At 61.0% G+C, this 13,806-nt stretch carries 12 protein-coding genes; 7 read left to right on the top strand and 5 right to left on the bottom strand.

The features are described from left to right. Positions 1–320: 320 nt before the first annotated feature. Entirely contained in the window at positions 321–1,820 is a 1,500-nt protein-coding gene (locus tag WG29040_RS20675) for a PLP-dependent aminotransferase family protein (protein ID WP_127196806.1), read from the bottom strand. Between the two features lie 183 nt (positions 1,821–2,003). Here WG29040_RS20675 and tauA point away from each other — a divergent pair, with 183 nt between their 5' ends. From tauA to WG29040_RS20660, 3 genes are all read left to right on the top strand, one after another. Beyond that, positions 2,004–3,008 carry a taurine ABC transporter substrate-binding protein gene (gene tauA / locus WG29040_RS20670; protein ID WP_127196805.1) on the top strand — a complete coding sequence of 335 codons (1,005 nt, stop codon included), beginning with the start codon at positions 2,004–2,006 and terminating at the stop codon, positions 3,006–3,008. A gap of 71 nt (positions 3,009–3,079) precedes the next feature. After that, positions 3,080–3,916, top strand: a complete 837-nt coding sequence (locus WG29040_RS20665) for a taurine ABC transporter ATP-binding protein (protein ID WP_003443515.1) — start codon at positions 3,080–3,082, stop codon at positions 3,914–3,916. Next, a complete protein-coding gene (locus tag WG29040_RS20660; protein WP_003443516.1) occupies positions 3,916–4,785 on the top strand; it encodes an ABC transporter permease subunit in 870 nt (289 codons plus the stop codon). Before WG29040_RS20665 ends, WG29040_RS20660 begins: the two co-directional genes overlap by 1 nt. A 136-nt stretch (positions 4,786–4,921) precedes the next feature. Here the strand turns inward: WG29040_RS20660 and WG29040_RS20655 are convergent, their stop codons facing one another. Next, on the bottom strand, positions 4,922–5,617 hold the full coding sequence (locus WG29040_RS20655) for a CerR family C-terminal domain-containing protein (RefSeq protein ID WP_003443517.1): 696 nt from the start codon (positions 5,615–5,617) through the stop codon (positions 4,922–4,924). A 295-nt stretch (positions 5,618–5,912) separates the two neighbouring features. On the opposite strand from WG29040_RS20655, the gene WG29040_RS20650 reads away from it, so the two are divergent. The 4 genes from WG29040_RS20650 to WG29040_RS20635 all read left to right on the top strand — a co-directional run bounded on the left by WG29040_RS20650 (position 5,913) and on the right by WG29040_RS20635 (position 11,883). Continuing rightward, entirely contained in the window at positions 5,913–7,424 is a 1,512-nt protein-coding gene (locus WG29040_RS20650; RefSeq protein WP_010655589.1) for a PLP-dependent aminotransferase family protein, read from the top strand. A 274-nt stretch (positions 7,425–7,698) separates the two neighbouring features. After that, positions 7,699–8,994 (top strand): carbohydrate porin, encoded by a 1,296-nt coding sequence (locus WG29040_RS20645; protein WP_010655588.1) that lies wholly within the window; start codon positions 7,699–7,701, stop codon positions 8,992–8,994. A 78-nt stretch (positions 8,995–9,072) separates the two neighbouring features. Continuing rightward, positions 9,073–10,533: an amidase gene (locus WG29040_RS20640; protein ID WP_127196804.1), complete on the top strand. Its 1,461-nt coding sequence runs from the start codon at positions 9,073–9,075 to the stop codon at positions 10,531–10,533. A gap of 36 nt (positions 10,534–10,569) precedes the next feature. After that, positions 10,570–11,883: an MFS transporter gene (locus tag WG29040_RS20635; RefSeq protein ID WP_256681565.1), complete on the top strand. Its 1,314-nt coding sequence runs from the start codon at positions 10,570–10,572 to the stop codon at positions 11,881–11,883. A gap of 71 nt (positions 11,884–11,954) precedes the next feature. Here the strand turns inward: WG29040_RS20635 and cyoE are convergent, their stop codons facing one another. Genes cyoE through WG29040_RS20620 form a run of 3 tightly spaced genes read right to left on the bottom strand, consistent with a single transcriptional unit; the run spans position 11,955 to position 13,803 of the window. Then, entirely contained in the window at positions 11,955–12,842 is an 888-nt protein-coding gene (cyoE, locus tag WG29040_RS20630) for a heme o synthase (protein WP_003443531.1), read from the bottom strand. A gap of 11 nt (positions 12,843–12,853) precedes the next feature. After that, on the bottom strand, positions 12,854–13,180 hold the full coding sequence (gene cyoD / locus WG29040_RS20625) for a cytochrome o ubiquinol oxidase subunit IV (protein WP_003443534.1): 327 nt from the start codon (positions 13,178–13,180) through the stop codon (positions 12,854–12,856). After that, the gene (locus WG29040_RS20620; protein WP_003443536.1) at positions 13,180–13,803 is read right to left on the bottom strand and encodes a cytochrome o ubiquinol oxidase subunit III; all 624 of its coding nucleotides are present in this window, start codon (positions 13,801–13,803) and stop codon (positions 13,180–13,182) included. The genes cyoD and WG29040_RS20620 overlap by 1 nt, the downstream gene beginning before the upstream one ends. Between the last annotated feature and the right edge of the window lie 3 nt (positions 13,804–13,806).

The raw sequence follows: 13,806 nt of genomic DNA, 5'->3' as shown, positions 1-13,806 counted from the left end.
AGTAATTCATTTCCACGACCAAGCGAATGGCCTCGGCTTTTTCTTCGGCAGTTACGACCCGAAATCCCATGATGAATCCTTAAGTTGATACTCCTACATGATGGTCCATAAATATTGAGCCACAACAGCTGTATGACGCCGGCCGTAACTTCGCGGGTGGATCTGGCTGCGATGTTCGCGGTGCTCAAAGACACCCTCGGCCACGAGCAGTTGTAACCCCCCCACCCTGTAGGAGCGAGCTTGCCTCGCGAGCCTTTCAGACCAGCAACGAAGAGCTCGCGATGCAATCACCTCGTTGCCTCTGCAAAACCGCGCCGCCGTCATCGCGAGGCAAGCTCGCTCCTGCTCATCTCCCGCCATGCCGCGCCCAGGGCGGTAATCCCGGGTTCGATCAGCTCTTGGGCAATAGCGCCAAACCCCAGCCGGAAACAATTGCGCGGGCGCTGTTCGCTCAGGTAGTGAATATCCCCCGGCTCGATCAATACCCCGCGCCTGGCCGCCAGCCGTTGCAGGACCCAGGCATCGACACCCGGCGGGCAACGAACCCACAACGATGACCCGCCCGCCATGCCGGTGGCATTGAACTCGGGCAGGTGTTCGGCCATCGCCCGGCTGATTACCCGCCATTTACGCGCCAGCCGGTCACGCAAGCGCCGCCCATGGGCATCGTAATGGCCCATGGACAGGAACAGCGCCAGCGCACGCTGGTTATTCGACGGCGGATGCCGGTAGATGTAACGGCGCAGCGCACGCAGCTCATGGATCAACTCCGCATCAGCCGCAATAAACCCCAAACGTAGCCCCGGCAACAGGCTTTTGGTGAGGCTGCCCAGATAGATCACCCGGCCACTGTCATCAAAACTCTTGAGCGCCGGATGGTTACTGCCCAAAAAATTCTGCTCGCTTTCGTAGTCGTCTTCGATGATCAAAAAGTCCCGCTCCCGGGCGCTGGCCATCAGCTCCAGGCGCCGATACAGCGGCATGGTCACGCCGGTGGGCGATTGATGGCTGGGGGTACAGAACAGCATCTCGCAGCCATCCAGCTGTGCATCGACCACCAATCCCTGACGGTCAATGCACAGCGGTTTCAGTTCACAGCCGCTAAGGCCGAAAATATTGCGCGCATCGACATACCCCGGCTCTTCCAGCCCCATCACCAACCCCGGGCGGCCAAGCAGTTGTCCCAGCATGTACAGCGAATTCTGGGTACCGATGGTCACCAGTATTTCTTGCGCCGAGACGCTGATGCCGCGCCTGGGCAGTACCCGCTGGATGATTTGTTCCACCAGCAATGGATCGTCGAGCATCACCTGATCATCGACCCAGCTGCGCATATGCGCGCCGGTGCTGGCGATACGCGAACAGTCACGCCAGCGGGCAGCCGTTTGTTCGTCAGCCTCGACTTGGCCATAAATAAACGGGTAACGGTACTCGCGCCAGTTGCGCGGTTTGACAATGGCCCGCAAACGCGACGAGCTGCTTTGCAGGCGGGCCTCCCAGTCCGGCGCGTGATCGGGGCGCTCGAAAATCTTGCGGGTGGCCGGCTTGAGGTTGAGGTTGAGTTGCTGACGCAGGTACTTCTCGTTAATGAAGTAGCCGCGCCGATCCGAGGGGATCAGGTAACCGTCCTGTACCAACTGTTCGTAGACCAGCACCACGGTGTTGCGCGACACCTTGAGCAGTTCACACAGTTTGCGCGACGACGGCATCGGCTCACTGGGGGGCATGGCGCCGTCCAGAATCGCGCTGACCAGACTCTCACGCAGTTGCTCCTGTAACCCGCGCCCGGTTTCAAAGGGCCGGAAATAACGCTCCAACATGGCTCAAGCTCCTGCCCCGGCGCACCCTTATGACGCACCCGATACGCTACAGCCCTTGCCCCGCAAGGCCTGCAACGACCTCTGGCACCACAGGTTGCAGCAACTGGATCTAAAGCAAGCTTCGGGCCGCCGCCTAAGATCGGGCGGACTCAAACAACGCCTTCCCCTTCCCGGAGCCTCACCATGCTCAAGCCCCTGAATAAATGGATTCGTCGCGCGGTGTTGCTGCCGCTCACCGCCCTGACCCTGGGTCTGGCGGTCAATGCCCAGGCGCAAACCGTCACCATCGGCGTGCAAAGCATGTTTGCGCCATGGAAGGACGCCATCGCCCGGCAAGCTTTCGAAAAGGCCACCGGCTGGGACATCAAGTGGCGCAACTTCGACAGCGGCGGCGACGTGATGCTGGCCATGGCCTCGGGCGATGTGCAGATCGGGGTGGCCGGCAGCAGCCCGATTGCCGCGGCGCTGAGTCGCGGCGTGGACGCGCAACTGTTCTGGATTCTCGACAACATCGCCGACGCCGAGGCGCTGGTGGTGCGCAATGGCAGCGGCATCGTCGCGCCCCAGGATCTGGCGGGCAAAACCCTGGCGGTGCCGTTCGTCTCGACCACCCACTTTCACGCCTTGTTTGCCCTTGAGCAGTTCGGCCTGACCGGCAAGGTCAAGGTCATCAACCTGCAACCCTCGGACATTCCGGCCGCGTGGGAACGTGGGGATATCGATGCGGCGTTTATCTGGGACCCGGCACTGGGCCGCCTCAAACAGAGCGGTCATGTACTGCTGACGTCCGGCCAGTTGACCCACTGGGGCAAGGCCACGTTTGACGGGCTGGTGGTGGACAAAAAATTCGCTGCCGAAAACGGCCCGGGCATGCAGGCCTTTACCCAGGTGCTGCAAGACAGTACCGCCAGTTACGTCAACGCGCCAAAAACCTGGACCGCCGATTCGCCGCAGGTGATCAACGTGGCCAGACAATCCGGGGCCAAACCTGAAGAAGTGCCGCAGGTACTGGCGCTGTACCGGTTCCCGCTGGCCAGCGAACAGGCAGGTACCGCGTGGCTGGGCGGCGGGGCCGCCAAGGCCCTGGGAGCCACCGCGGACTTCCTCAAGGCGCAAAAGAAGATCCCGGCGCTGTTGCCCGACTACAGCGTGGCGATCAACCCGGCATTTGTGCAAAACATCAAATAAACCAGTCACCCGATTGTGGGAGCGCGCTTGCCGGCTCCCACATGACTCAGCGAACAAAAGAGGAATCCACCATGAGCCTCAGCCTTAAAATCCATGATGTTTCGGTGCTCTATCCGGGACAGCAAAAGGGTCAGCCGGTGCGTGCCTTGTCCGGGGTCAACCTGGACATCGCCGCCGGAGATTTTGTGGTCGCCCTGGGCGCCTCGGGTTGCGGTAAGACCACGCTGCTGAATTTGATGGCCGGGTTTATTCAACCCAGCAGCGGCGTGATTACTTTGGGCGATTATCACGGCCTGGTGCCGGCACGGATCCATGGCGCCGAGTTGCGCGATCAAGTCACCGGCCCCGGTGCCGAGCGCGGCGTGGTGTTCCAGAAGCACGCGCTGTTGCCGTGGCTGAATGTGATCGACAACGTCGCCTTCGGCCTCAAGTTGCGCGGTATTGCCCGCGCCGAGCGCTATGAGCGGGCCATGCATTTTTTGCAATTGACCGGGCTCGCGGAGTTTCGCGACCACGCCACGTATCAACTGTCGGGCGGCATGCAGCAAAGGGTCGGGATCGCCCGGGCCCTGACCAACGATCCGAAAATGCTGTTGCTGGACGAGCCCCTGGGGGCGCTGGATGCCCTGACCCGGGAACGCTTGCAGGAGCTGATTCTGGAGATCTGGCAGCGCACGCAAAAGATGATGTTTTTCATCACCCACGATGTGGAAGAAGCGCTGTTCATGGCCACCCGCCTGATCATCATGTCACCGCGTCCGGGGCGTATCACCCATGAATTCGCGGTGGATTTCGGCCAGCGTTTTCTCGAATGCCGGGATGCCCGCGCGGTGAAATCCAGCCCTGACTTTATTGCCCTGCGCGAGCAGATCCTGAGCATCATCCACGGTGATGAGGAGGCGGCGTAATGAGCCTGCTAGATGAAAAACAACGCAATGCCGTACTGCGCACCCTGAACGAACTGCGCCGCGCAGCTCCCGCCAGACCGGGCGAGCAATACGGTGCCCCGGGTAACGGCTCAAGTCTGCTGCTCAGCTTCGGCACCGTCTGCGTGATAGTCGCCCTGTGGTTCTTGGCCACCCGTAACGGCTGGATCAAACCGTTGTTTCTGCCCTCACCGCAAGCGGTATGGGCGCAAATCGTGGATGTCAGTCGCGACGGTTTTGCCGATGCCAGCCTGCTGACCCACATAGGCTGGAGTGCCTTGCGGGTATTTGGCGCCTTTGCACTGGCCGCGTTGACGGCGATTCCGGTGGGTATTTTGATGGGCGTCAATCGGGTCGCCCGCGGGGTGTTCGACCCGCTGGTGGAGTTTTATCGACCCTTGCCGCCGCTGGCCTACCTGCCGCTGGTGGTGATCTGGATGGGCATCGGCGAAGGCTCGAAAGTGCTGTTGATCTACCTCGCAATGTTCGCCCCGTTGGCGCTGAGTGCCCGGGCCGGCGTCAAGTCGGTGGCCATCGAGCAAATCCATGCGGCGTACTCGATGGGCGCCAGCCGGGGGCAGGTGCTCAAGTACGTGATCCTGCCCGCCGCGTTGCCCGAAATACTCACCGGAATGCGCATCGCCATAGGTTTTGGCTGGACCACCCTGGTGGCGGCGGAAATGGTCGCAGCTACCGCAGGGCTGGGGTTCATGGTACTCACAGCGTCCAAGTTCATGGCCACCGACGTGGTGATCATGGGCATCCTGATGATCGGCGTACTGGCGCTGCTGTTCGACCTGGGGATGCGCTGGCTAGAGCGCAGACTGGTGCCGTGGAAAGGCCGGGGGTAAGTGCAACATCATTCCTGTAACCCTGCTGGATCGAGCTTCTCAAGAAGACTGCATTCTTTTGCCAATCAATATCGGTTCGATAAAAGCTCGCTCCTGCAGAGGACGGCGCGGGCATACCCGTTTGTTTGCAGCGGTTTTATCGCGCCAGGCCGCGCAACAGGGCCACGGTCTGCTCGTGCACTATCTTCATCAACAGGGCGTAGCGCTTCGGCGTCAGCACATCCCAGTCCAGCGCCCTGAGCGAGCTGGCACGGGTCAGGTGGAATGGCAGCAACTGCCCGGTCAGGGTCATGGAGCGCAGGATGCACTCCTCCTGACTCGCCTGCGGCCCCATCAACCGCGAGATGATGCCACTGGTCACACCGATAATGCGCTGGCCAATGCGCTGGTTGATCACCTCTTCACCTGCATTCGGCCCCAACCCGGACTGCTCGCGCGCATAAAACTTGCGCCAGCTGCTGGTGCGGTTGGAAACCAGCATGAACTCGGCAATTCTGCTCTGGATCGAGCAGAAGGTTTCTATCAGCTGCTCAGTGTCGGGCCGGCCACCCAGTTGCGCCTGCGCCTCTTCGATGGTCGGCGCCAGGAAGTCCCAGATGTGCTCGACCATATGTTCGATGCAGGCGTTATAGACCCCTTCCTTGCTTTTGAAATAGTAATTGAGCGCAGGCGCATTGGCCCCTGCCAACTCGGCAATTTCCCGTGTCGATGCACCCTCGTAACCCTGCTCGCCGAACAGCTTCAACGCTGCTTCGATAATCCGCGCACTGGTTTCATCCCCACAGGGGTAACCGCCTTCGCTGGCTGATCGGCGCCGGTGAATGGTGCTCATGGGTTTCTCCTTGATCGATGAGGAGGCGAGTGTGCCTCAATTTATATCGATAGAAATAACTTTACCGATCGCAGTAATTATTCAACGGCTAACAATTCAGGCCACCATGACCGTACTTCAGCCGGCTGACCGACCAACTCAACGGCATCACTCGCGCAAGCCGCTGAAAACCGTACCCGGTACCGCGCAGAGCAGGCCCGGGGGCACAGTGACGGGCAACTGATCAAAGACTCCATAGCGCTGCAAAAGAGTCTTGGGTTAGGGTGGCGTTCCGCCGAATGATCCAGGGTTACCCATGCGCTCCAGCCAGCATGATTTGATGTGGCGCCAGCTGCTGCCCAAAGTGCGCAAGCATGATGAACCGCTGCAGGTTCAACTGTGCACCGCCTTTGTCACAGCCATGCTGGAGGGACGTTTGCCCGCCGGTACACGCCTGCCGTCGAGTCGGGATCTGGCGCTGCTGACCGGGGTTTCGCGCAACACCGCGGTGCTGGTGTATGAGCGACTGGTGGCCGAGGGGTATGTGGATTCACGCCCCCGCGACGGGTTCTTTGTTTGCGGGGCCATTACCCCGACGCAACAGGCCCGGGCCTCGCCCGCCCCGACAGCGCAGCCGCCGGACTGGTCTGCCCGCATGCACCGCGCCGGGCCTGAAATAGTGTGGGCCGATCGCCCGCCGATCTGGCGCGAAGTGCGCTACCCCTTCATCTACGGCCAGTTCGATCCCAAGCAGTTTCCGCTCTCGCAGTGGCGCCAGTGCAGCCGTCAGGCCCTGGAGGTCAAAGCGGTGGATCGCTGGTGGCAAGAAGGCGAGAACGTTGGTGAAAGCCAGTTGATCGACCAGTTGATTCGTCGCGTGTTGCCCCGCCGCGGAATCGCTGCGACCCACGATCAAGTGCTGCTGACCCTGGGCCGTCAGCAGAGCTTTTACTTGCTGGCGCGATTATTTGCCCGACCGGGCAGCGTCATCGGGGTTGAAGAACCCGGCTATCGCGATCCGCGCAATGCCTTTGCCCACGATGGCGCCCAGGTGCTGCCCTTGCCCGTCGACGAGCAGGGGCTGCAAATTTCCCCGGCCCTGGCACAGTGCGACTACCTGTACTGCACGCCGGCCTACCAGTGCCCCACCGGGGTGACCATGAGCCAGGCCCGGCGGCTGGCCCTGCTCGAACATGCGCAACGGCATGACCAGGTGCTGTTCGAGGACGATGACGACCCCGAAACCGAATATGACGGCCACGCCTTGCCGGCCCTCAAGGCCATCGACCCGGCGCAGCGGGTGATCTATCTCAGCAGTTTGTCCAAACTGCTGTCACCGGGGCTGGGCATCGGCTACATCGTGGCACCCGCCCCCGTCATCGAGCAGTTGCGTCAGTTGCAACGCCTGATGATTCGGCAAATCCCCGGCAACAATCAGATCACCGCAGCGCTGTTTATTCAGCAAGGCCACTACGACCGCCTGTTGCAGCAGGCCCGGGAGAACCTGCAGCTGCGCGCCCTCGCGGTAACCCGGGCACTGCGTGAAGCATTGCCCGACGCCGAGTTCGCCATGCCCAGTGGCGGCGCTACCCTGTGGCTGAAACTGGCGGGGCGGCATGACCTGCTGAGCCTGTACTACGCAGGCGTGGCCAAAGGCGTGCTGTTTGATCCGGGCAATGCGTTCTGCCTTGATCCCGACACCCTGACCCGGCCGAGCATTCGCCTGGGATTTGGCTCCATTGCCCAGGAGTTGATTGCGCCCGGGATCCAGCTATTGGGCCAGGTCATCAACAGCCACGCCCGGCGCCCCGGGGTTGTGCGCTCCTGAGGGACTTGCACCACAACAACACTTTCCCCAGCGCTGATCGCTGACGAGGCACAAGGCTGCGACGGGTTACGCAGCGACCCTGAAATTTTGCCGGGCCTGCGGCCCTTATCGCAGGCTCGTGCCTGGTCAGCGACTACAGATTTTGCCTTGGCTGCTGGCCTCATCGATACTCACCGTTGGCCCCATCCGCTGGTTGTGAAAATGCAGTACTAATGCTGACCACCACACACCTGGCGTCGTCCTGAAAACATTTTAAGGATGGGAACCTCACACTATGTGCTCCAAGTCTTCGTTAGCCGTCTGCGTTGCCGCGACAGCCTTTGCTCATCACGCGCTGGCCGCTGACACTCCAGCAGCGCCAGCGTGCGCGCAATACGAAAAAACCCTGACCCGCGCCGAACTGTCATTCAAGAACGTGCCGGTTTGTGCACGCATCAACCCCGAACTGTGGGGGCTGCGCAAGGAACTGGCCGAGCACGGCATCGGCTTCACCGCCACCTCGTACAACGGCTACACCTATGACGTGCTGGGCCACAATGGAAAACCCCAGGTGTACAACGGCCAGAACCCCAGCTACAACACCTCGGTCAATCTGTACCTGACCTACGACCTGACCCGCATCGGTTTTGCCAACGATGCCCAGCTGACGCTGTCGGGAAACTGGGTGGACTCGACCTACACCCCGGCCAACCCGCGGGTCAAAACCATGTCGGTGTTTGCCATCAACCAGTCCTTTTTCGACCACCAACTGGAGCTGGAATACGGCTTTATCCCCGGTGTGCGGTTGTTCTACGGCATGGCCCTGGGTGGCAGTGCGTCCACCGCCGCTCTGGGGCCCAGCAGTGTGGTGCCGTTCCAGGTCGGGATGTCCGCCACCGAGCCGACGCCCACCTTCAACGTCATCGTCCGCGACCCGTCGCTGCACTTTTACAACAGTACCGCCGTGACCCGCAGCGTCAGCCCCGAAGGCATTCAAAAAGACATCGATCTCAACCCCAGCGGCTTTCGCCTGAGCGTGCAGGATGCCCGCGCCCTGTTCATCAACGAGGCCGGCTACAAACAGGCCGCCTCCCCGACCACCAACGGCATGTGGCTGCGGGCCGGAGCAATGTACAACAGCAGTGAGTACACCGAGTTTTTGAGCACCAGGAAGTCGGACAACAACTACGGGGTGTATCTGGCCGAAACGGTGCAGGTCAGCAAGCCCTACGGCGATGCACGGGGCTGGTACCTGGACAGCAAAATCGATTACTCCCCCGACTCGGTCAACGCCATCAACAAGGCATTCCAGATCAGCGCCTTCAACATCGGCCCGTTCGCCAGCCGCCCCGCCGACATGGCCGCCGTGGGCCTGACCAAAAGTTACTACAGCGACGATTTACGCAAAGCCACCCGGGCCTACGGCCAGGAAAGCGCGCCCTATACCCTGGCCGTGACCGCCTCCTATGCCGCCCGGCTGATCCCCGGGGTGTACTTGATCAGCGGCCTGACCTACACCAAAAACCCGGTATTTACCCCGATTCATTCCGATGCCCTGTTGTGGCAGGAATCGCTGAACTTCCTGTTTTAAGACCCGGACCGCAGCCCATAGCAGCCTGATTTCGCCCCGTCACCTGCAGGGCGAAATCCTTTCGCGAGGCCAGAAAACATGAGCACTGAAGTGAATCAATTATCCGCCGCTGACTACTTGTCGCTGGACGCCACGGCCATGGCCGAAGCGGTCCGCTGCGGCGAACTCTCGGGCCAGGCACTGCTCCATGGGGCACAAGCCCGCTGTGATGCAGTCAACCCGCAGATCAACGCCGTGAACATGCGCCATGACGACCATGCCGCGACGATCCTGCAGGCACGCCGTGCCACCGGTACAGAACGCTCGGGGCTTCTGGCCGGGGTGCCGATGCTGCTCAAGGATCTGAACACCCACCTGCGGGGCACCGTGACCAGCAATGGCTCGCGGCTACTGGCAGACGCCCCGCCTGCCACCTTTGACAGCACCATCGTCCAGCGCTATCAGGACGCAGGCATGCTGATTTTCGGCAAAACCGCCAGCCCCGAATTTGGCCTGAGCACCACCACCGAGTCGTCGCTGTGGGGCCAGACCCGTAACCCGTGGAACCTGGCCCACAGTGCCGGTGGCTCGTCGGGAGGGGCGGCAGCGGCCGTGGCGGCAGGCATAGTGCCGGTGGCCCACGCCACCGACGGCGGCGGTTCGATCCGCATCCCGGCGTCCTATTGCGGGGTGTTTGGCCTCAAGCCCACCCGCTACCGCAACCCCCAGGGGCCACAGGCCTTTGAAGGCTGGTTCGGTGCCAGTTGCGGGCATGTGGTGTCACGCAGCGTGCGCGATTCGGCGCTGTTGCTGGATGCCAGCCACGGTCACGAATATGGCAGCCCGTACTGGCTGGCACCGCAGACCGGGAGTTTCAGCGAAGCCGTGGGGCGAGCCCCCGGTTCGTTGCGCATTGGCGTGGTTGATCAGGCCATGACCGGCATTGAACTGGCCCCCGATATCCGCTCGATTCTGCACAGTACTGTTGAATTGCTGTTGAGCCTCGGACACCGGGTTACGCCTTTGACGCTGCCGATTGATCCACAACAGCTATACAGCGCCCACGGGACTGTCGGTGCGGCAACCCTGCTGGCCGCCGTACGTGATCGCGAAGCGGTGCTGGGCCGCAGCTTTCACCCCCATGAGCTGGAGCGTATCAGTCGTCATTTACTGACGGACGCCACCGCCCTCAGCGCTGAAAGCCTGTACCGTGCGCGACGCGCCTTTGAACTGATCGGCAGTGGCATGGAGCATGTATTCAACGACTACGATCTGTTGCTCAGCCCGGTCACCAGCAGTGTCACCCCCGAGCTGGGGCTCGCCAGCCTGGACCAGGACTATGGGGATTATATTCAGGGTGTCGTCGCCAGCATCGGCTACACCGTGCTGGCCAATGTCAGTGGCCAGCCTTCGATGTCGGTGCCGCTGGGCACCAGCCCTGAGGGCTTGCCCGTGGGCATGATGTTTACCGCTGGCTTGTGCCGCGAAGACCTGTTGCTGCAACTGGCCGGGCAACTCGAACTGGCCAGCCCCTGGGCCGGTCGGCGCCCGCAGCTGTAACACCCTCAACCATCAACACTGCCGCACAGGATTGAAATGATGAACACCCAGGTCAGCGGATTTCGCCGTCATTACACCTTGTTTGTGCTGTTCCTGATTTCGGCTGTCAGCCTGATTGATCGCCAGGTCATGGGCGTGGTGATTGAACCGGTCAAGGCCGAGTTTCAGGTTTCCGACACCCAGATCGGTTTGCTCACCGGCCTGGCTTTTGCGTTGATCTACTGTGTGTTTGCGATCCCCCTGGGACGCTACGCCGACCGTGGCAACCGACGCAATTTGATTGGCTGGTGCTGTGCTTTCTGGAGCGTCATGGCCATGCTCTGCGGGTTTTCCGGGAACTTCCTGAGCCTGGCACTGGCCCGCATCGGTGTCGCTGTAGGCGAGTCCGGCAGCGGTGCCGCGTCGATGTCGATGATCGTGGATCTGTATCCACCGCAGCAGCGATCCAAGGCCATCAGCGTGTTCATGCTCGGTGCTCCCATCGGCGCCCTGCTGGGCATGAGCCTGGGAGCCTGGATCGCGTATTACCACGGCTGGCGCGAAGCGTTTATCTGGATGGCTGTTCCGGGGATCATTGCCGCCGTGCTGCTGCGCTTTACGGCGACCGAGCCGTTGCGCGGACTCTGGGAAAAAGCCAGCCAGTCACGCCCCGACTTACCCCATGAAAGCCTGATGCAGGTGATGCGAGCCGCCTGGCAGTGCACAACCTTTGTCCGGATTGCCATGGCCGGAGCCCTGCTGGCCTTTGCCAGTTACGCCTTCAGCATCTGGAGCACTGCCTTTCTGGTGCGCAGCCACGGCCTGAGCCTCAAGGACGCCGGGATCATCATGGGCCTCGCTGCCGGGCCGGGGGCCGTTATCGGTTCACTTTCCAGCGGTTGGCTGAGCGCAGGCCTGGCCCGGCATGACAGCCGCTGGCAACTGGGTGTGCCCATTGTCGGGGCGTTGATCGCCTGCCCGATGGCCATTGCGTTTGCCCTTTACCCGGCGGGCAATCCCTGGTCGCTGGGGGCGCTGCAAGTACCGCAAGCCGCTGTCTTCATGTTCGGCATGTCAGTGTTCGGCATGTGGTGGATGGCACCGAGCTACACCGCCATCGCCCAGCTGGTCGCCCCTGAGCGCCGGGCGACCATGATTGCCCTGTATAACTTCGGGATCATGGCCCTGGGTGCGGGTTTCGGGCCCTTGGCGGTGGGGGTACTGAGCGACCATCTGACGCCCGCCCTGGGGGTGGATGCGCTGCGCTGGTCGCTGGTGATCTGTGCCAGCAGCTACCTGCTGGCCAGCGGGTTGCTGCTGAGCGTGCTGCGGCCTTATGCCGATAATGCGGCAACCCGGTTAAACCCCTGAGCCACAGGAATCGGCGGCAAAAAAAAGCCCCGCTCTTCTTTCGAAGGCGGGGCTTTTTTGATCTGGCTAACTCAGTGCGCGTAAGTCAGTAACAACTCAGCAGGCACTTTGAAGTCCAGGGACATCATGACGCTCAGGGCGGTAATGGTGAAGATCGAGAACACGAACAGCTTGCGTGCCCAGACCTTGTCGTCGACCGCCTTGTAACCGGTCCACGCCATGTACAGCCAGTACATGCCCATCGCAGCTGCCACGGCCATGTAGCTCATGCCGGCGTAACCGCCAAGGGTGAGCATCAGGGTCGCGATCAGGAACGCGAGGATGTAGAGCAGGATGTGCTTCTTGGCAACCTTGATCCCGCGCTTCACTGGCAACACCGGAATCGATGCGGCCAGGTAATCGTTGAAGCGGAAGATCGCGATGGCGTAGGAATGCGGCATCTGCCACAGGCTGAACATCACCAGCAAGGTCAGCGCGGCCATGTCGAAGTTATTGCTGACTGCGACGTAGCCGATAACCGGCGGCATTGCACCCGACAGACTGCCTATGAGCGTGCCGTGAACCGACTTGCGCTTGAAGTACAGGCTGTACAGACCGACGTAGATCACGAAGCCGATCGCGGCGAACAATGCCGCCAGCGGGTTAGCCACGCGATACAGCAGTACCAGGCCGGCAACCCCCAGCAAGGTGGCGTAGATCAATGCCACCTTGAGGGAGATCAAACCTTGTACCAGTACCCGGTTCTTGGTGCGGTCCATCTTGATGTCGATGTCGCGGTCGATGCAGTTGTTGAACACGCAACCGGACGCAACCACCAGGGAGGTGCCGATTACCGCGGCCAGGAAGAGGGCAAGATCGAAATGCCCCTTCGAGGCCAGGAAAAACCCGCCTGCCACAGAAAGCACGTTACCGAAAATGATCCCCGGTTTGGTGATTTGGATAAAGTGCTTGAAGGACATCGGGTTTTACCTCACTTCGCCATCATTTCGGTGTGGATACTGAACATGATCCACAGGGACAAGCCCACCAGCAGAACGATAACCATCGCGGCAAATACCAGCGCCGTGACGTTGTTGCGTTGTGCCGCCGAGCGGTCCAGGTGCAGGAAGTACACCAGGTGAACAACTACTTGCACCACGGCGAACAACAGCACGATCGCCAGGGTGGTCATTTTCGGCAGGCTTGGGTACATCACCAGGCCGAACGGAATGACAGTCAGGATTACAGACAGGATGAAGCCAATTGCGTAGGACTTCACGCTGCCGTGGTTGGCGCCGTCGGAATGTGCGTTAGCCATTACAAAGTCCCCATCAGGTAAACAACGGTGAATACGCAGATCCAGACCACGTCCAGGAAGTGCCAGAACAGGCTCAGGCAGCTCAGACGGGTCTTGTTGGTCGACGTCAGGCCATTTTTCTGCACCTGATACATCATGATCGCCATCCAGATCAGACCGCTGGTCACGTGCAGACCGTGGGTACCGACCAGGGTGAAGAACCCGGACAGGAAGCCTGAACGGCTAGGGCCGTAGCCTTCGGAGATCAACAGATGGAATTCGTTGATTTCCATGGCGATAAAGCCGGCGCCCAGCAGGAACGTCATGGCCAGCCAGAACAATACCTGCTGTTTCTTGCCCTTGAACAACGCCAGCATGGCGAAGCCGTAGGTGATCGAGCTGAACAGCAACAGGGCGGTTTCACCCAGTACGTAAGGCAGCTCGAAGATGTCGTGGCCCGACGGGCCACCCGCTACGTTGTTAACCAGAACTGCATATACCGCGAAGATCGACGCGAACAAAATGCAGTCGGTCATCAGGTAGAGCCAGAAACCGAATACGGTAGTCTCGCCCGCGTCGTGGTGTTCCTCGTGCTCATGGTCGTGACCATGAGCGTGTCCAGCAGTGGTCGCTAAGTTCGACATGGT

The sequence above is a fragment of the Pseudomonas sp. PAMC 29040 genome (assembly GCF_003994535.1).
Taxonomy (GTDB): Bacteria; Pseudomonadota; Gammaproteobacteria; order Pseudomonadales; family Pseudomonadaceae; genus Aquipseudomonas; species Aquipseudomonas paraversuta.
The sequence above is the reverse complement of the archived record's forward strand: the minus strand, read 5'-3'. Positions and strand labels throughout refer to the sequence as shown.